This window comes from Pantoea sp. USHLN256 (genome assembly GCF_037149875.1).
Taxonomy (GTDB): domain Bacteria; phylum Pseudomonadota; class Gammaproteobacteria; order Enterobacterales; family Enterobacteriaceae; genus Pantoea; species Pantoea nemavictus.
This window is the reverse complement of sequence record NZ_JBBCQO010000004.1, coordinates 154,381-172,031: the sequence shown is the minus strand read 5'-3', so window position 1 is coordinate 172,031 and position 17,651 is coordinate 154,381. Positions and strand designations below refer to the sequence as shown.

General features: G+C 54.0%; 17 protein-coding genes. 8 read left to right on the top strand and 9 right to left on the bottom strand.

What is annotated here, in order from left to right:
• Positions 1–5 precede the first annotated feature (5 nt).
• Together WFL93_RS12550 and WFL93_RS12545 are read right to left on the bottom strand one after the other, a co-directional pair.
• Entirely contained in the window at positions 6–665 is a 660-nt protein-coding gene (locus WFL93_RS12550; protein WP_007889666.1) for a fumarylacetoacetate hydrolase family protein, read from the bottom strand.
• A gap of 267 nt (positions 666–932) precedes the next feature.
• Entirely contained in the window at positions 933–1,208 is a 276-nt protein-coding gene (locus WFL93_RS12545; RefSeq protein WP_336778267.1) for a YcgL domain-containing protein, read from the bottom strand.
• A 153-nt stretch (positions 1,209–1,361) separates the two neighbouring features.
• Here WFL93_RS12545 and minC point away from each other — a divergent pair, with 153 nt between their 5' ends.
• From minC to minE, 3 genes are read left to right on the top strand one after another with little or no spacing between them, the layout of a single operon-like run.
• Positions 1,362–2,072: a septum site-determining protein MinC gene (gene minC / locus WFL93_RS12540; protein ID WP_007889663.1), complete on the top strand. Its 711-nt coding sequence runs from the start codon at positions 1,362–1,364 to the stop codon at positions 2,070–2,072.
• A 33-nt stretch (positions 2,073–2,105) separates the two neighbouring features.
• Complete coding sequence (gene minD, locus WFL93_RS12535) at positions 2,106–2,918, top strand: septum site-determining protein MinD (RefSeq protein WP_007889662.1); 813 nt, start codon at positions 2,106–2,108, stop codon at positions 2,916–2,918.
• A 3-nt stretch (positions 2,919–2,921) separates the two neighbouring features.
• Entirely contained in the window at positions 2,922–3,191 is a 270-nt protein-coding gene (gene minE, locus WFL93_RS12530) for a cell division topological specificity factor MinE (protein ID WP_007889661.1), read from the top strand.
• A gap of 55 nt (positions 3,192–3,246) precedes the next feature.
• Here the strand turns inward: minE and rnd are convergent, their stop codons facing one another.
• The 5 genes from rnd to WFL93_RS12505 all read right to left on the bottom strand — a co-directional run bounded on the left by rnd (position 3,247) and on the right by WFL93_RS12505 (position 9,667).
• Positions 3,247–4,368 carry a ribonuclease D gene (gene rnd, locus WFL93_RS12525; protein ID WP_049852169.1) on the bottom strand — a complete coding sequence of 374 codons (1,122 nt, stop codon included), beginning with the start codon at positions 4,366–4,368 and terminating at the stop codon, positions 3,247–3,249.
• A 98-nt stretch (positions 4,369–4,466) separates the two neighbouring features.
• Positions 4,467–6,143, bottom strand: coding sequence for a long-chain-fatty-acid--CoA ligase FadD (fadD, locus tag WFL93_RS12520; protein WP_152929130.1), 1,677 nt, complete (start codon positions 6,141–6,143; stop codon positions 4,467–4,469).
• Positions 6,144–6,351: 208 nt separating this feature from the next.
• The gene (locus WFL93_RS12515) at positions 6,352–6,945 is read right to left on the bottom strand and encodes a Slp family lipoprotein (RefSeq protein WP_007889657.1); all 594 of its coding nucleotides are present in this window, start codon (positions 6,943–6,945) and stop codon (positions 6,352–6,354) included.
• A 60-nt stretch (positions 6,946–7,005) separates the two neighbouring features.
• On the bottom strand, positions 7,006–7,704 hold the full coding sequence (tsaB, locus tag WFL93_RS12510) for a tRNA (adenosine(37)-N6)-threonylcarbamoyltransferase complex dimerization subunit type 1 TsaB (RefSeq protein WP_336778266.1): 699 nt from the start codon (positions 7,702–7,704) through the stop codon (positions 7,006–7,008).
• A 52-nt stretch (positions 7,705–7,756) separates the two neighbouring features.
• Complete coding sequence (locus WFL93_RS12505) at positions 7,757–9,667, bottom strand: ATP-dependent DNA helicase (protein WP_007889655.1); 1,911 nt, start codon at positions 9,665–9,667, stop codon at positions 7,757–7,759.
• Between the two features lie 124 nt (positions 9,668–9,791).
• Here WFL93_RS12505 and WFL93_RS12500 point away from each other — a divergent pair, with 124 nt between their 5' ends.
• The gene (locus WFL93_RS12500) at positions 9,792–10,136 is read left to right on the top strand and encodes a RidA family protein (RefSeq protein ID WP_336778265.1); all 345 of its coding nucleotides are present in this window, start codon (positions 9,792–9,794) and stop codon (positions 10,134–10,136) included.
• A gap of 13 nt (positions 10,137–10,149) precedes the next feature.
• On the opposite strand, the gene WFL93_RS12495 is transcribed toward WFL93_RS12500, so the two are convergent.
• Positions 10,150–10,350, bottom strand: a complete 201-nt coding sequence (locus WFL93_RS12495; protein ID WP_007889653.1) for a YoaH family protein — start codon at positions 10,348–10,350, stop codon at positions 10,150–10,152.
• Positions 10,351–10,460: 110 nt separating this feature from the next.
• On the opposite strand from WFL93_RS12495, the gene pabB reads away from it, so the two are divergent.
• The 4 genes from pabB (at position 10,461) to WFL93_RS12475 (ending at position 15,739) form a co-directional block, all read left to right on the top strand.
• Positions 10,461–11,819: an aminodeoxychorismate synthase component 1 gene (pabB, locus tag WFL93_RS12490; protein ID WP_336778264.1), complete on the top strand. Its 1,359-nt coding sequence runs from the start codon at positions 10,461–10,463 to the stop codon at positions 11,817–11,819.
• Position 11,820: 1 nt separating this feature from the next.
• The gene (locus WFL93_RS12485) at positions 11,821–12,390 is read left to right on the top strand and encodes a CoA pyrophosphatase (protein ID WP_336778263.1); all 570 of its coding nucleotides are present in this window, start codon (positions 11,821–11,823) and stop codon (positions 12,388–12,390) included.
• A 192-nt stretch (positions 12,391–12,582) separates the two neighbouring features.
• Positions 12,583–13,947 (top strand): L-serine ammonia-lyase, encoded by a 1,365-nt coding sequence (locus WFL93_RS12480; RefSeq protein WP_336778262.1) that lies wholly within the window; start codon positions 12,583–12,585, stop codon positions 13,945–13,947.
• A gap of 229 nt (positions 13,948–14,176) precedes the next feature.
• The gene (locus WFL93_RS12475) at positions 14,177–15,739 is read left to right on the top strand and encodes an EAL domain-containing protein (protein ID WP_336778261.1); all 1,563 of its coding nucleotides are present in this window, start codon (positions 14,177–14,179) and stop codon (positions 15,737–15,739) included.
• Positions 15,740–15,818: 79 nt separating this feature from the next.
• Here the strand turns inward: WFL93_RS12475 and WFL93_RS12470 are convergent, their stop codons facing one another.
• Entirely contained in the window at positions 15,819–17,384 is a 1,566-nt protein-coding gene (locus tag WFL93_RS12470; protein WP_007889648.1) for a TerC family protein, read from the bottom strand.
• Positions 17,385–17,651: the final 267 nt, after the last annotated feature.

The window sequence follows — 17,651 nt, the reverse complement described above, 5'->3', positions numbered from 1 at the left end:
AAGTTTTACAGTACGCGCGTGGAAATACCGTGACCGGCAAGTGATACTTCCAGTTTATCGCCAGAGCGCATCGGGCCAACGCCTTCAGGCGTTCCGGTCAGGATCACGTCACCTGCGCGCAGCGTGAAATACTGGCTCATGTAGGCAATCAGCGGCAAAATTTTGTGGATCATATCGGCAGTCGTACCGTGCTGACGCACCTCGCCATTCACGATCAGCTTCAGCTCGGTATTCTGTGGATCGCCGCCGAATTCTGCCGCCGGTATAAATCCTGACAGCGGGCATGAATTATCAAAGCCTTTCGATTTTTCCCACGGTTGACCCGCTTTCTTCAAACCCGCCTGCACATCGCGCAGGGTTAAATCCAGCGCGACGCCGTAACCGGCAATTGCTTTAGCGACATGTTCTTCGCTCGCCTGCTTCAGCGTCGAGCCAATCAGCACCGCCAGCTCCACTTCATGATGCACTTCACCAAAGGTTGCCGGAATCGACAGCGGCTGGCGCAGATCGCAGACCGCGGTTTCCGGTTTGATAAACACCACAGGCTCGGTTGGCGTGGCACTTCCCATTTCCTTTATGTGCTTAGCATAGTTGCTGCCGACGCAAACCACTTTGCTGACCGGATAATCCAACAGAGCGCCCTGCCAGTTACGATGCTGATACATGCTATTCCCCTGCTTGAGTTGTGTTTGCCGCCAGTGCGACTGGCGAGTAAGTCGAATTCAGTGCCGGAACGCGGCAGGCTGAGAGGGAATATATTAGCGGGTTTGTGGCGGCAGGCGTGGTGGAAATTGTCAAAAGTCGTTAATCGTATACAACAAAATCTGCAAATGCCTGGATAATTGCCCGCAATAAAGGGTTAACGCGGGCAGTTAATTAACGCAAATAGCACTGATTATTTCTACAGGATATATTTTACAGATGAATCTGAATTAATCTATTTTACCCTGATCGAGATGAATGTTGAGCAGACTTTCAACCGGTGGTGGAATTTGTAAATAATAGCCGTGTTCGCTTAAACCTTGCTTAACTTTATTGATATCCGCGTTAGCCAGCTTGTCACGCTTATCCAGCGACAGCACCATGGCCAGCTGGGGTTTGCCGAAGCCACGCAGCAGTTCTTCTGGTACGCGGGAGAAATCGTCTTTTTTTTCAACATACAGATAAGTCTGTTCACGTTGCGGGCTTCTGTAGATCACACAAAACATATTTTTTACTCGAATTAACCGATGGCGTCACTTGCCTGAATATAGCAGTAACTATAACATGCTTGCAGAACTTCGAATATTGACCGTTTGATGTTATTGCCGATTTTATCGACGTACATTTAAAGGTCGTAAAACAGGACTGAGTCAGCAAAGATGTCGCAAACGCCAATCGAATTCAAGGGAAGCAGTTTTACCCTGTCAGTCGTTCATCTGCATCATTCGCAACCCGAGGTGATTCGTCAGGCGCTCCAGGAAAAAATCGATCAGGCACCGGCCTTTTTACTGAATGCGCCCGTGGTGCTCAATGTATCAGCGTTGACAGGCGACATTAACTGGAAGCAGATGCAACAAGCGGTGATGGCGACGGGTTTACGTATCGTTGGCGTCAGCGGTTGCAAAGATGAAGCCCTGAAAAAAATGATTGCCCGCGCAGGTTTGCCGGTACTCTCTGAAGGTAAAGAGAGTCGCAAACAGGCGAGTGCTCCGGTTGTCGAAGCCGCCCCCGTGCTTCCCGCGGTAACGGCAGAAGCCGTCAGTAAAACGCGCATCATTAATACGCCAGTGCGTTCGGGCCAACAGATTTATGCGCGTAATGCCGATCTCATCGTCACCAACAGCGTCAGCGCCGGTGCCGAGCTGGTTGCCGACGGGAATATCCATATCTATGGCATGATGCGTGGCCGTGCGTTGGCCGGCGTAGGTGGCCAAAGCGATAGCCAGATTTTTTGTACCAACCTCGCCGCAGAGTTGGTCTCAATTGCCGGGGAATATTGGATGATCGATCAGATCCCGGCGGAATTCTTTGGTAAAGCGGCACGCCTGAGCCTGATAGAGGGCGCGCTTACCATTCAGACACTTAATTAAGCCCCTTTTCTTTCGTTAAGGAAATCAACATTTATGGCACGCATTATTGTAGTTACATCGGGTAAAGGGGGCGTTGGCAAGACCACGTCAAGCGCGGCCATCGCCACCGGGTTAGCGCAGAAAGGCAAAAAAACGGTCGTCATCGATTTCGATATCGGCCTGCGTAACCTGGATTTAATCATGGGCTGTGAACGCCGCGTGGTGTACGACTTTGTTAACGTTATTCAGGGTGATGCCACACTGAACCAGGCGCTGATCCGTGACAAGCGTACTGAGCAACTCTACATTTTGCCGGCCTCGCAAACGCGTGATAAAGATGCGCTGACTCGTGAAGGCGTTGAGAAAGTGCTGAATGATTTGGCGGCGATGGAGTTCGACTTCATTGTGTGTGACTCACCGGCGGGCATTGAAACCGGTGCGCTGATGGCGTTGTATTTCGCCGATGAAGCCATCATCACCACCAACCCGGAAGTCTCTTCAGTTCGTGACTCGGACCGTATTCTTGGCATCATCTCGTCTAAATCACGTCGTGCCGAGAACAGCCAGGATCCGGTGAAAGAGCATCTGCTGCTGACCCGTTACAATCCAGGCCGCGTCACCCGCGGTGATATGTTGAGCATGGAAGATGTGCTGGAAATTCTGCGCATTCCACTGGTTGGTGTGATTCCGGAAGATCAATCTGTGCTGCGTGCTTCTAACCAGGGTGAGCCGGTGATCCTCGACGCAAACGCTGACGCCGGTAAAGCCTATGCTGATACCGTAGATCGCCTGCTTGGCGAAGAACGCCCCTTCCGCTTTATTGAAGAAGAGAAGAAGGGTTTCCTTAAACGCCTGTTCGGGGGATAACCAATGGCATTACTTGATTTCTTTTTATCCCGTAAGAAGAACACAGCCAATATAGCCAAGGAAAGGCTGCAGATTATCGTAGCCGAACGCAGAAGGGGCGACAGTGAGCCCCATTACCTGCCGCAACTGAAGCGCGATATTTTGGAAGTGATCTGTAAATACGTAAAAATTGACCCGGATATGGTGACCGTTCAGCTGGATCAGAAAGGGGATGATATCTCCATCCTTGAGCTCAACGTAACGCTGCCGGAGCCGGAAGACGTTCCTAAATGATTAAAGCGGTTTCCTGATTTTCCCCTGCGGTATTGCGCAGGGGAAAATGCTGCACTTACAGCGCCTGCAGGATCTCGTCGATACCCGCCTTCAGCAAATCACCTCGCCAACCTGTTAGCAGCTCAGGTGTGCGCGATGCGTTCTTCAATCCCCAATAAACACTCAGCACCTGATTGATCTGGCGGCGTGATGCCAGCAACTCCTGACTAAATCCACTCTCCTCGCTCACCTGTTGCACCAGCGCTTTAATGGCTTTGAAGGCCTGCTTATAGTGCGGATGATCGATAAGATTCGGCAGCGGCTGCGGCAAGGTAGCTTCATCCTGCGCCTGTGCTTCAGCCACCAGCGCCACCATCGCTTTACCGTGGAAACGGATCTCATGGCCGTTCAGCCCTAAATGATCCAGCTCGCCAAGGCTGCCCGGCATAAAGCGCGCCACTTTCCACAGATTCTCTTCGCGCACCACAAAGTTCACCGCCATATCTTTTTGGCGCGCAATATTCAGACGCCACGCCGCCAGACGCTGCAAGGCTGCCAGCTGGCGTGGGCGCAACTGCCACGCATTGGTGATGTCACGCCAGGCTTCTTCGGGTTGCAGCACGTCAAGACGGCGCTGACACAGCGTGTCGCATTCGCTCAGCGCCGCCGCCATATTGCCGGCCGCTTCTGTCTGCGCAACCAGCTGATGGGCAATCGGCAGCAGATAAGCGACATCGGCAGCGGCATATTCACACTGACGCTCGGTCAGCGGACGCGCCAGCCAATCGGTGCGCGATTCGCTTTTATCCAACTCGATTTGGTTAAAGTGCATCACCATCGAGGCAAAGCCCCATGACAGCGCCTGACCACTGAAGGCTGCCAGTATTTGCGTATCGATCATCGGATCGGGCAGGCACTTGAAGCGATGCAGGAACACCTCAAGATCTTCTCCACCGGCGTGGAGGAATTTGGTGACCTGCTTATCCTGCAGCAACGCCACGAACGGCGTCCAGTCACTGATATTAAGCGGATCGATCAGGATCAGCTGGTCGCCATCAAACAGCTGAATCAGGCCGAGCTGCGGATAGTAGGTGCGGGTGCGCACAAATTCGGTATCCAGCGCCACGGCAGCATGTTGGCGTGCTTTCTCGCACACGGCGGCCAGTTGGTCATTTTGGTCGATCAGGGTGTAATTCACGTTGTCTTTCTCGCTGCGGCAAACTACGCGCAGCGCTCCATGTTAAAAGCAATAAAAACGCCGGACTGTGCCGGCGTTAACCTGAGGAGAATGGCGCGTTACTGCCCTTCTCGCTTCGCCTCATCACGCAATTCGCGGCGCAATATTTTGCCCACGTTGGTCTTCGGCAACTCGTCACGAAACTCGATAATCTTCGGCACTTTGTAGCCGGTGAGCTGGCGACGGCAATGATCCAGCACTTCCTCTTTCGTCAATGACGGATCTTTCTTCACGATGCACACTTTTACTGCTTCGCCTGACAGATCGCTCGGTACGCCAATCGCCGCGGCTTCACGCACTTTCTCGTGCTGCATCAGCACATCTTCAATCTCGTTAGGATACACGTTAAAGCCCGACACCAGAATCATGTCTTTTTTACGATCGACGATGCGAATAAAGCCTTCGCTATCAACGGTAACAATATCACCGGTATGCAGCCAGCCATTTTTCAGCACTTCATCGGTGGCATCGGCGCGCTGCCAGTAGCCGGTCATTACCTGCGGACCACGAATGCACAGCTCGCCCGGCTCACCCGGCGGCACCTCTTTATCTTCATCATCCGCAATGCGCACGTCGGTGGAAGGCACCGGTAAACCAATGCTGCCGGTGTGACAGGTAATATCATACGGATTCACCGACACCAGTGGCGAACACTCGGTCAGGCCGTAACCCTCCAGCAGATAGTGACCGGTGAGTTTTTCCCAACGCTCAGCAACGGCTTTTTGCACCGCCATGCCACCGCCAGCGGACAGGCGCAGCGTAGAGAAATCGAGTTTATTGAAGTTGGCATCATTCAGCAGCGCATTGAACAAGGTATTCACGCCGGTGATGGCAGTAAACGGAAACTTGCTCAGCTCTTTAACGAAGCCCGGAATATCGCGCGGATTTGTAATCAAGAGATTCGTGCCGCCGAGGTCGAGGAACAGCAGTCCGTTCACCGTCAGCGCAAAAATGTGATAGAGCGGCAGCGCAGTCACCACCTGCTCTTTACCCGGGCGCAACAGCTTGCCGTAAGTAGCTTTCGTCTGTTCCAGGTTGGCCTGCATATTGCGGTGGGTCAACATCGCGCCTTTGGCAACGCCAGTGGTCCCACCGGTATATTGCAGGAAGGCCAAATCATCATTGGTGACGGTAGGACGCTGATAGGTCATCTGCTCGCCCTGCTGCAGCGCGCTGCGGAACGGCACGGCGCCGGGCAGGTGATACTTTGGCACCAGCTTTTTCACATACTTAACCACGAAATTGACCAGCGTGGCTTTCACCGGTGCCAGCTGATCGCCCATACGCGTCAGCATGACATGCTTGATTGGCGTCTCGGCCACCACTTTTTCCAGCGTGTGGGCAAAGTTCGACACGATAACAATAGCGCTGGCCCCGCTATCAATCAGTTGGTGTTTGAGTTCGCGCGGCGTGTAGAGCGGATTGACATTGACGACTACCATGCCGGCGCGCAGGACGCCAAACAGGGCAACCGGATATTGCAGCAGATTGGGCATCATTAACGCCACACGATCGCCCTGCTTCAAGCCTAAACCCTGCTGCAGCCAGGCCGCAAAGGCGCGGCTCTGCTTTTCCAGCTGCCGATAGGTCATCGGCTGGCCCATATTGATAAATGCCACCTGATCGGCATATTGCTGAGTAGCATGTTCGAAAAGATCGACCAGAGAAGTATAACGATCGGCACTAATTTCCGCTGGGACATCTGGCGGATAGCGTTTGAGCCAAACCTTGTTCAAAGAATCACCCCGATATTCTTGTTGTGTAGCCATCGCCGCCTCGACAATCAGTGTTGTTAACAATATTTTAACTGATTGTACCAGTTTGCCTGTTTCGGCATTTTCAGGTTGCGAAGCGCATCACTAAATTTCGCGCATCGGTTGCGCGCCCAATAAAAAGGCCCGCTCGCAAGCACCGCGACCGGGCCGTAAATTAAATGATAAAGCGTTATTCGGTGAGGATAGTTTGCACCTGCGCCGGCTGGCCGAGGTTCATGCCCCAATAAGGATTAGGCCCCCAATATCCCGCACGATGGCGCGTTGGACCATACCAAATATAGGGATCGATCGGTTGTGGCGGTGTCATCACCTGCTGCGTCAAATGCCAGCGCTGATAACCGCGTACATCGATCACCACAAAGTTGTAGCTGGCCTTGCCGATATCCCCTTTTTCGATGCCTTTGATGTTACCCAGCACCGTAATGTATTGATTGTTCAGATCGACCGGATCCACGAAGCCGCGAATATCGGCAAAAATGCGGCCAACCGAAGCGGCACCTAAGCGCGGACGCGCGCTATCATCCAGCGGTTGGGTGGCAATCTCTACCCGGGTTAAGCCGTTAAGATTGGTGACCTTCACCACTTTGCCGCCGAAACGCGATTCCTGACCGACATACAGCTGTGGCGCGTTCATCACGCGCAGTAAATCTTGCTGTGGCAGCTCAGAACTTCCTTTAATAGAATCTGGCACCGAAACACAGCCGCTGAGCAGCAGCGCGCAGGCTAACAGAGCGCCAGACATCCCTTTACGACTTATTGGCATAGCACTTCTCCTGTTATTTCTCTGATTAGACTGAACCGGTGCAGATAAGTTGCGCGCCGCTTAGCGTCCCGGCAACTTTTTCCATGCCACTTCATTCCGCAGATAAACCGGCTCGGCATGCTCTACCGCCACCGCTTCGTCACGCTGCCAGGCGCTGAGCGCCAGCGGCAGCATATCTTCAGCCGCTGGCAGTAAAACCTCTGAGGCGATAAGGTGTGCGCCCGGCGCGGTCATAAGATGCGGGTAAGCCTGCCAGCCGGTGCCGACGGTCATCCAGTCACCGCTCAACGCGGCAATACGCTCCATCGCCACTTCCGGTTTGATCACCGCTTCGGTTTCCACGCCCTGCCATTCGCCATGTTCGTCGCGCTGATACTCGGCCCAATAGAGCTCGCCCATCCGCGCATCAATTGCCGCCAACACGCGTGTCGCACCGGTTAAGCGCCAGGCGCCCTGTGCCATGGTCGCTAACGAGGAAACACCAATCATGGGCAGATTCGCCCCCAGCGCCAGTCCTTGCGCAATACCAATGCCGATACGCACACCGGTAAAGCTGCCCGGGCCGCGGCCAAATGCCAGTACGTCAAGCGCGGTCAGCTCCAGCTGCTGCGCCTGCAACAGCTCCTGAACCAGCGGCAGAATACGTTGGGTGTGATCGCGCGGGGCGATTTCAAAGCGGGCATCAATCTGCTGCAGATTTTGCAGCGCGGCAGAACAGGCTTCTGTCGCCGTGTCCAGGGCTAAAATTCGGACGGACATAACAACCTCAGAGAGTCAAAATGGCGCGCATCTTATCACAGCCTGGCACAAATTAGTGATCCACTGGCTGGCGGACAAACTCGATGGCGCGCGCGATATCGCGTGTGCGCGGCGTCGGCGGCAAACTGTTGAGGAACAGGCCGCCGTAAGGGCGAGAAACCAGACGCTGATCGCAAATCACCAGCACACCGCGATCGTCGGTATCGCGAATCAAGCGGCCAACACCCTGTTTCAGGGTGATCACCGCATCGGGCAGTTGCACATCATTAAAGGGATCGCCACCGCGTAAGCGACAATCTTCCATGCGCGCTTTCAGCAACGGATCTTCAGGTGAGGTAAAAGGCAGCTTATCGATAATCACCAGCGACAACGCATCGCCGCGCACGTCAACACCTTCCCAGAAGCTGCTGGTCGCCACCAGCAACGCGTTACCGGCTTCGAGAAATTGCTTGAGTAACTGTCCTTTACTGGTTTCACCCTGCAGCAGCACCGGTAATGTCATCGAAGCACGAAACTCTATCGCTAACTCACGCATCATCTTGTGCGAGGTGCAAAGGAAGAAGCAGCGGCCTTTGTTGGCATCAATCAGCGGCTTCATCATGCGTGCGAGCTGACGCGCACCACCGGGATGATTAGGTTCTGGCATGTTGCGCGGCACGCATAACAACGCTTGTTGGGTGTAGTCAAACGGACTGTCGAGAATCAAGGTGGTGGCGTTATCCACGCCCAGCCGGCTTGAGAAGTGGCTCATCTGCTCATTCACCGCCAGCGTTGCCGAGGTGAAGATCCACGCAGCTTTGCGGTTATCCATCACTTCCCGGAAGCGTTCCGCCACCGACAGCGGCGTAAGCGCCAGCGTGAAATGGCGGCTGTTACACTCATACCAGTAGCTGAAGCCCGGTTCATTAATGGCGCGCAAACGCTTCAAACGTGTGCGATACAGCGCCGCGCGCTCAAACGCGGCATCCAGCAGCGCTGAACGGCCGAGCGACAGCTTGATAACGTCGTAACAGAGCTCGAGCGCATCATCCAGCAGAGTGAACATACGCATAATGTTGTTATCGCTTAACAGATCGCGCAGGTTTCCGCGAAAACCGGGCTCGCCCAGCGTCAACCGGAAATCCTGCGCGCACTGCGCCAGACGATCGGCGGATTTCTGCAACTGCTGCACATCGCGCACTTCGGTGCGATAGGCAATGATGATGTCTTTGGCGAGATCCTGCAGTTGCCGGCTCGATAACTGCTGGCCGAAATATTGGCTGGCGATATCCGGTAATTGATGCGCTTCATCGAAGATCATCACATCGGCTTCCGGGATCAGTTCGCCAAAGCCGCCCTCTTTCACCACCAGATCGGCGAGAAACAGGTGGTGGTTCACCACCACTACATCAGCGTCCATGGCTTTTTTTCGCGCTTTCACTACGAAGCAATCTTTATACAACGGGCAATCGCTGCCGAGGCAGTTGTCATTGGTGCTGGTGACAAAAGGCCAGATTGGGCTGTCTTCTGCCACGCCGCTGCAGTTGCTGACATCGCCATCACTGGTTTCTGACGACCAGCCGCGCACGCTGATCAAATCACCCAGCGCCTGCACGCTAAGGTCGCCACCGGTTTGATTTTGTTGTTCCAGACGTTCAAGACAGAGATAGTTGGAGCGCCCTTTCAGCAGCGCAGTTTTACCGCTGAACTTCAAGGCTCGCGCAATGGTGGGCAAATCACGGTTGTACAGCTGGTCCTGCAACGCTTTTGAACCGGTTGAGACGATGACTTTTTTCTTCGCGCGCAGCGCCGGGGCCAGATAGGCATAGGTTTTACCGGTTCCCGTGCCAGCTTCAACCACCAGCTCGCCACCTTTTTTAACCGCCTCGGTGACCGCTTGTGCCATTTGGCGCTGTGCTTCACGCGGTTTAAAGCCCGGAATCGCCTGCGCTAGCGCGCCATCAGCTGCAAAATCGTCTGCCACACTTCCTCACATCATCGTTAAAAACCACTGTAATTATGTCAGGATTCCCGCCTGCCAACCACAACAGATGACATTCGCCCCTGGGATATGGCAGGCTAGCGCAGCAAAACTAAAGGAGAACAGCATGACCATTACGCGTATCGATGCGGAGCACCGCATGTCAGAAGCGGTAGTACATAACCAAACCGTGTATTACACCAGCGTACCGGAAAATCTGGATGACGATGCAGAAGCGCAAACCGCCAACGCGCTGGCGGTGATTGACGCCATTTTGGCGCGGGTGGGGTCGGATAAAAGTAAAATTCTCGACGCGACGATTTTCCTGGTCGAGAAAACTGACTTCCCGGCAATGAACCGCGCCTGGGATGCGTGGGTTTCCCCGGGCAATGCGCCGGTGCGTTGCACCGTGCAGGCCGGTTTGATGAATCCGAAGTATAAAGTCGAAATTAAAATTATCGCCGCGCTATAAATCTGTTCGGGCGTTATTCGTTGTCGTCGTCTTCTTCATCCTCATCGTCTTCGAACATCGCCCGAATGCCTTCCCCTTTATAGGTTTGGCGGATCTCCTGCGCCACTTGCGCAATCGCCTGACCGCTCGACATACCACCCGCCATCAATTCCTGGATGCGCTCAACCGCTTGTTGTTGTTGTTCGTGAGATAACGCTGGAAGACCTGTAAACATAATTCACTCCTGATGCTAGGGGGACGCATTATTACCACGTGGAACAAACGGGTGCCAGCAACAAAAAAATATGCCAGGCTAGCGACCTGCTTGCTGAAGTGATTTGTCCCATGATGGTAAAAAGCCTCGTTCTGAAGTATACGCCCGAAACGCTGTTACACCTTTTCGCTCCGCTTGCTCAGCAGTGCTGGGCGATGTTGCTGACCTCTGGCCAGGCCGATCATGCGGATAACCGCTTTGATATCCTGACTGCCGATCCGCGCGCTACCCTAACCACACGTGGCGCAAGCACCGAAATTGTCTGTGGCGATAAGGTGATGCTCTCTGCGGCCGATCCGCTCCTGCTGGTACAGCAGCAATGTGCTGAGCTCGGTGCCACGCCAGATTTTGATGCTGATTTACCTTTTCAGGGCGGAGCCATCGGACTTTTTGGCTACGATCTGGGGCGTCGCTTTGAAACCCTGCCACAGCGCGCGCAGCAGGATCTCACTACGCCGGATATGGCGGTGGGGATTTATGACTGGGCGTTGATCGCCGATCACCATCAGCAAAAACTGACGCTGGTCTCGCTCACCGATGCGGAACAGCGCTGGCAATGGCTACAAACACAAACCGCGCCGCAAACGGAGCCTTTCGCCCTGACCAGCGAGTGGCAATCCAATCTCAGTTTTGAGCAGTATGCGCAGCGATTTCATGCGGTGCAGGAGTATATTCAAGCCGGTGATTGCTATCAGGTGAACCTGGCACAGCGTTTTCAGGCTGGCTATCGCGGCGATGAGTGGCAGGCATTTTTGCGCCTGAACCAGGCTAATCGCGCCCCGTTTAGCGCTTTCCTGCGCTTGCCAAACAGCGTGCTGCTGAGTTTGTCGCCTGAGCGCTTCCTCTCCTTACAGCAGCAGGAGATTGAAACACGTCCGATTAAGGGTACGCTGCCGCGCCTCTCTGACGCAGCAGCCGACCGCCTGCAGGCGGAGAAACTCGCCAATTCAGAGAAAGATCGCGCTGAGAATCTGATGATTGTTGATTTGTTGCGTAATGATATTGGTCGCGTTGCCGAACCCGGCAGCGTCAGTGTTCCACAACTGTTTGTGGTGGAGCCTTTCCCGGCAGTACATCATCTTGTTAGCACTATTCGCGCGCGTTTACCTGCCACGCTCACCGCCACCGATCTGCTGCGCGCCTGCTTCCCCGGTGGTTCCATTACTGGCGCGCCAAAAATCCGCGCGATGGAGATTATCGAAGAGTTAGAGCCGCATCGCCGAAATGCGTGGTGCGGCAGCATCGGTTACATCAGCCTGTGCGGTCGCATGGACACCAGCATCACCATTCGTACCTTGATTGCTGAAAACCACCAACTTTACTGCGCCGCTGGCGGCGGATTAGTGGCGGACAGCGAACTCCACGCCGAATATCAGGAAACCTTCCACAAGGTGAACCGCATTCTGCCTAGCCTGCGCGATGAGAATTGAGATGAATTTAACGCTGGACCAATTTCTTAGCCGCTTTGTCTTGCAGCCGCCGCTGCAGACCACCAAAAGCGCCATCAGTGGACGGCGCGCAGCAGTGCTGGTTCCGGTGATTAACGGTGCTGAACCTGGCTTACTGTTAACACGTCGATCTTCTCATCTGCGGAAGCACGCTGGTCAGGTTGCTTTCCCCGGCGGCATGCAGGATGCCACCGATCATTCGCTGATCCACACCGCGCTGCGCGAGGCGCAGGAGGAAGTGGGGATTCAGCCGGAGCAGGTACAGATTATTGGCGTTCTGCCGCCGGTGACCAGTAGCACTGGTTTTGCCGTTACTCCGGTGGTGGGAATCATTCCCGCCGATCTTGCTTTGTCTCTCAATCCTGACGAAGTCGAAAGTGCCTTTGCCATGCCGCTGGCTGAAGCGCTACGCCTCAGCCGTTATAGTGACCTCACGCTACGCCGTGGCCATCGCCAACATCAGGTGTGGTTGTCATGGTATGAGGATTACTTTATCTGGGGCATGACGGCCGGCATCATCCGCGCGCTGGGTCAGCAAATCGCGCTGCCGTAATCCCCCCGTTTCGTTAGCCTTTCATCACGAAAATCGATCCGCTTCACAACTGTACAGCCGGATAACAATTTCTGTGGTTTATAATTAGTTTATTTCATGCGAAAAGCTGCTCGTAATAGGGCACAGGCGATTACTATTAGCCGCATAAACGGCTTGTGCCGTGCAGAATAAGATTTGTGAGGAGTGTCACCTGTGATTAGTGTTTTTGACATGTTTAAAGTGGGCATCGGTCCCTCCAGTTCGCATACCGTTGGCCCGATGAAAGCGGGTAAGCAGTTTGTTGACCTGCTGGCCGAACAAGGCAAGTTGCAAGACGTAACGCGCGTGGCGGTCGACGTCTATGGTTCTCTGTCGCTCACCGGCAAAGGTCACCACACCGATATTGCCATTATCATGGGTCTGGCGGGTTTCGAACCGGCCACCGTTGATATCGACGGCATTCCTGCATTCATAAAAGATGTTGAGCAGCGCGAACGTTTGCTGTTAGCCAACGGCGCACGTGAAGTTGATTTCCCGCGCGAAGGCGGCATGGTGTTTCGTAGCGAAAACTTGTCGCTGCACGAAAACGGCATGACGGTGTTCGCCTTCGCGGGTGATTTACTGATCCTGAGCAAAACGTACTACTCCATTGGCGGCGGATTTATCGTCGATGAAGAACATTTCGGTCAGCCGGTGCTGGATGAAGTGACTGTTCCCTGGCCGTTTAATTCCGCCAAAGAGCTGCTTAGCCACTGTCGTGAAAGCGGTTTGTCGCTGTCGGGTTTGGTGATGAAAAACGAGCTGGCGCTGCATAGTCGTGATGAGATTTACGCCTATTTTGGTCACGTCTGGCAAACCATGCAGGCATGCATCGATCGCGGCCTTAATACTGAAGGCGTGCTGCCGGGTCCATTGCGTGTTCCGCGTCGAGCGGCCTCACTGCGTCGTCTGCTGGTGTCATCGACTAAACACTCGAAAGATCCGATGGACGTGATCGATTGGGTGAATATGTTTGCGCTGGCGGTCAATGAAGAGAACGCGGCGGGTGGTCGTGTGGTGACGGCGCCAACTAACGGTGCCTGCGGCATCGTGCCGGCAGTGTTGGCCTATTACGATCACTTTATTGAACCCGTCACGCCCGACATCTTTATCCGCTACTTCCTTGCCTCGGGTGCAATTGGCGTGCTGTATAAAATGAACGCCTCTATTTCCGGTGCTGAAGTGGGCTGTCAGGGCGAAGTTGGCGTCGCCTGTTCAATGGCCGCGGCGGGTCTGGCGGAACTGCTGGGCGGCAGCCCGGAACAAGTGTGTGTCGCGGCGGAAATTGGTATGGAACACAATCTGGGACTGACCTGCGATCCTGTCGCGGGCCAGGTTCAGGTGCCGTGCATTGAACGTAACGCTATTGCTTCCGTTAAGGCGATTAACTCGGCGCGCATGGCGCTGCGCCGTACCAGTGAACCGCGCGTTTCACTGGATAAAGTGATTGAGACCATGTACGAAACCGGCAAAGACATGAATGCCAAATACCGTGAAACCTCGCGCGGCGGACTGGCGATTAAGGTCCAGTGCGATTAGTCATTGCTCATCGCTTCATTGATGATTAAAGCAACAGTTGAAATTTTTTCTTCATCCGTTGCTACCTCCAACTGAGTAAACCAGATACATTGATTTCGAGCGCGGCCCTGAGTGGCCGCGCTTTTTTTAGTGCCGATTTTTTATTCTGCCGCACTAAACCTGGCCGCCTCAATGCCGATAACCTTCACGTTAATTTGGCTTCAATCTTTGTCTTGCAAGGTGGTTACTGATGCTCATTCCCCAGCAATTTGTGGGTCAATTTCGCCGTAAGCGTCTGCTTATTGCGTTAGTGATCGCCTCGCTGGTTCTGGTTCTGACGCTGACTTTTCGTTACATCGAAGAGAAATCACGTATTGAGCAGCAGTCATTAAATTTCGCCGGCCGCGCGATTGAACGTTTCGATCGCATGTTCTCGCCACTGGATGTTTCGGCCAATAACACCCTCGGTTTGGTCGGTGTGCCCTGCGCACAAGTGCGCTATCCGCTGATTGAGAAAATCGCCGCACTGCAAACCGTGCGCACCGTGCTGCTGGTGCAAGACGATACGCTGTATTGCTCAAGCATTTTTGGTCCACTGAATCTCTCCTTCAGCCAAACCTATCCTGAGCTGGCGCTCAACAACCAGCGCATGATGCTGGCGACCGACGACGATCTGTTAAAAGGATCGCCGGTGCTGCTGCTCTGGACGCCCAAATCGCTGGATAATCATGATGGATTGCTGCAGGTCATCAATATTGAATTGATGACCGATTACCTACTGGAGCCGCAGCTGCCCTGGGTTGAGCGAGCCATATTCAATGTCGGCGGACAAAGCCTTGAATATGGTAATCCGCTGATTGAGCAGACCGAGCCTTCTGAAGATGAAGTGGCTTACGATCAGGCATCACTACGTTACCCCTTCAGCATCACCTTATACGGCCCTTCCCCGGCGCGCCTGGCACTGAACACCTTACCGTCGCAGCTGCCTTTGGCGCTAATGCTCAGCCTGTTAATCGGCTACATCGTCTGGCTGGCGACGGCCAACCGCATGAGTCTTAGCTGGCAGATAAGCTATGGCATCACGGCCAACGAATTTATGGTCTACTGCCAGCCGTTAATAAACGCTAAAAGCGGTGAGTGCGATGGCATGGAGTTGCTGTTACGTTGGCATAACCAGCGTCAGGGTTGGGTTGCGCCGGACGTGTTTATTCCGCTGGCCGAGCGACAAAACCTGATTGCCCCATTAACGCGCTTTGTGTTGGCGAAAGTGGTTAATGAGCTGCCGAATCTGCCGCAATGTCCGTCGTTCCACATTGCGATTAACGTTGCCGCCAGCCACTTCCGCGACCGCGCGATAGTTGAGGATCTGCAGAGTATCTGGTGGCCTGCCAATCCAATGCCCAAGCTGGTGGTCGAACTGACCGAACGCGATGCCTTGCCGGTGATCGATCAATCGGTGGTAGCGCAGCTACATGATATTGGCGTGCGCCTGGCGATTGATGATTTCGGAACCGGTCACAGCTCGCTGGCTTATCTGAAAGATCTCAAGCCGGATGTCTTGAAGATCGACAAAATTTTTACCGCCGCGATTGGTACTGATGCGATTAACGCCACCGTCACCGATATGGTGATTTCACTGGCGCAACGCCTGAATATTTCGCTGGTTGCCGAAGGTGTAGAAACGGCCGAGCAGGCGCATTATCTGCGTGAGCGCGGCGTCGATCATTTACAAGGCTATTTCTACGCGCGTCCAATGCCGATTGAAGATTTTCCGCTGTGGCTGGCGCAACATCAGGCCCAGCTGAGCGCCTAAACTTTTCCACATATTTCACCCATAAAAAAACGGCCACTCCTTGCGGAATGGCCGTTTTTGTTCATATCAAGCGCGTTACTTACTCTTCATGCTCTTCATGATCGAAGGGCTTATCTTTGGTCACGCGCACCAGATCGATGCGGTAATCGGTCGCCTCAATCACCTGGAAATGCAGCGGCGGCAGATCGATCACCTCACCTGGCAGCGGCAGCTGGCCTTTTTGCGCTATCAGCAAACCGGCTAACGACGCGTGATCTTCATCGGCTTTCACCAGTTCGTGGTGATCCAGTAACTGCTGCAGCGAGTGCAGATCGGTCCCGCCCTTCACTAACCAACCGTCACCATCGGCGATAATATCTGGCGTTTCATCTTCGTCAGGGAACTCACCGGCAATCGCTTCCAGTACGTCCAGCGGCGTGATTAAACCCTGCACCACACCAAACTCGTTGGTGACGATCACGAAGCTACCTTTAGCACGGCGCAGCACGCCCAGCAGATTGATCGGGTCTAACGTCTCAGGTACCACGATCGCCGGCGTGTTAGCAGCAAAGGTTGCGACATCCATACCGTGTTCCAACGCAACCAGCAGCTCTTTCGCACGCACCACACCGATAATTTCATCCAGCTCACCGCGACATACCGGGAACAAGCTGTGCGGCGTATCCAGCAGTTGAATACGGATTTCATCCAGCGGACGCGATACATCCACCCACGAAATATTACCGCGCGGCGTCATGATGCTGCGGATGGAACGCTGCGATAACGTCAACACGCCGTTAATCATGTAGCGCTCTTCATCTTTAAACGCTTCCTGCGGCATCGCTTCGGTCAACGCATTTTCTTCTGTCGTGGCTGACTGCTTACGCTGGCGTCCACCCATCAGACGCAGAATCGCTTCGGCGGTGCGTTCACGCATCGGGCGATGTTCCTGATGGCGAATAAAGTTGCGGCGCGCAATCTGGTTAAACAGCTCGATAATAATTGAGAAGCCAATCGCAGCGTACAGATAACCTTTCGGAATGTGGAAACCAAAACCTTCGGCCACCAGCGACAAACCGATCATCAACAGGAAGCTCAGACACAGCACCACCACCGTTGGGTGTTCGTTGACAAAGCGCGTTAGCGGCTTTGAGGCCAGCAACATCACGCCCATCGCAATCACCACCGCGGTCATCATTACCGGCAGATGGTTCACCATACCGACGGCGGTAATCACCGCATCGAGTGAGAACACTGCATCGAGCACCACGATTTGAATCACCACCGCCCAGAAGCTGGCATAGCTCTTATTGCCTTGATGTTCATGCCCGCGGCTCTCAAGTCGCTCATGCAGTTCCATGGTTCCCTTGAATAACAGGAACAAACCACCGAACAACAGAATTAAATCTCGTCCAGAAAAGCTGAAATCGCCTACGCTGAATAGGGGCCGCGTCAGCGTAACAATCCATGAGATGAGCGACAGCAGGCCCAGACGCATTACCAGTGCAAGCGACAAGCCGATAAGACGGGCTTTATCACGCTGCTTCGGCGGCAATTTGTCTGCGAGAATGGCGATGAACACCAGGTTATCAATGCCGAGAACAATCTCCAGCACGATCAGCGTGAGCAAACCCGCCCAGATTGAGGGGTCGAAGAGAAATTCCATCAATGACTCCTTGCCGAACTAACGGGCGCACGAAATTGAGTCTGCGCCAGAGGGCGAGACGAAGGATCGTTGCAGGCGGTGATAACGCTGGAGAGCGTGGAAACGTGCGCAGGAACGCGCAGAGAACATGTTGAGCGACGTCGGTGACGGTCCATAAAGGTGAGCTGAAGCCCGGTACTCCTGAGTAATAAACAGATGGCTAATGTATCAGTTACATCAACGACGTCAAAAAAATTTATTACATTTACAAATATCTACGCAATCGCA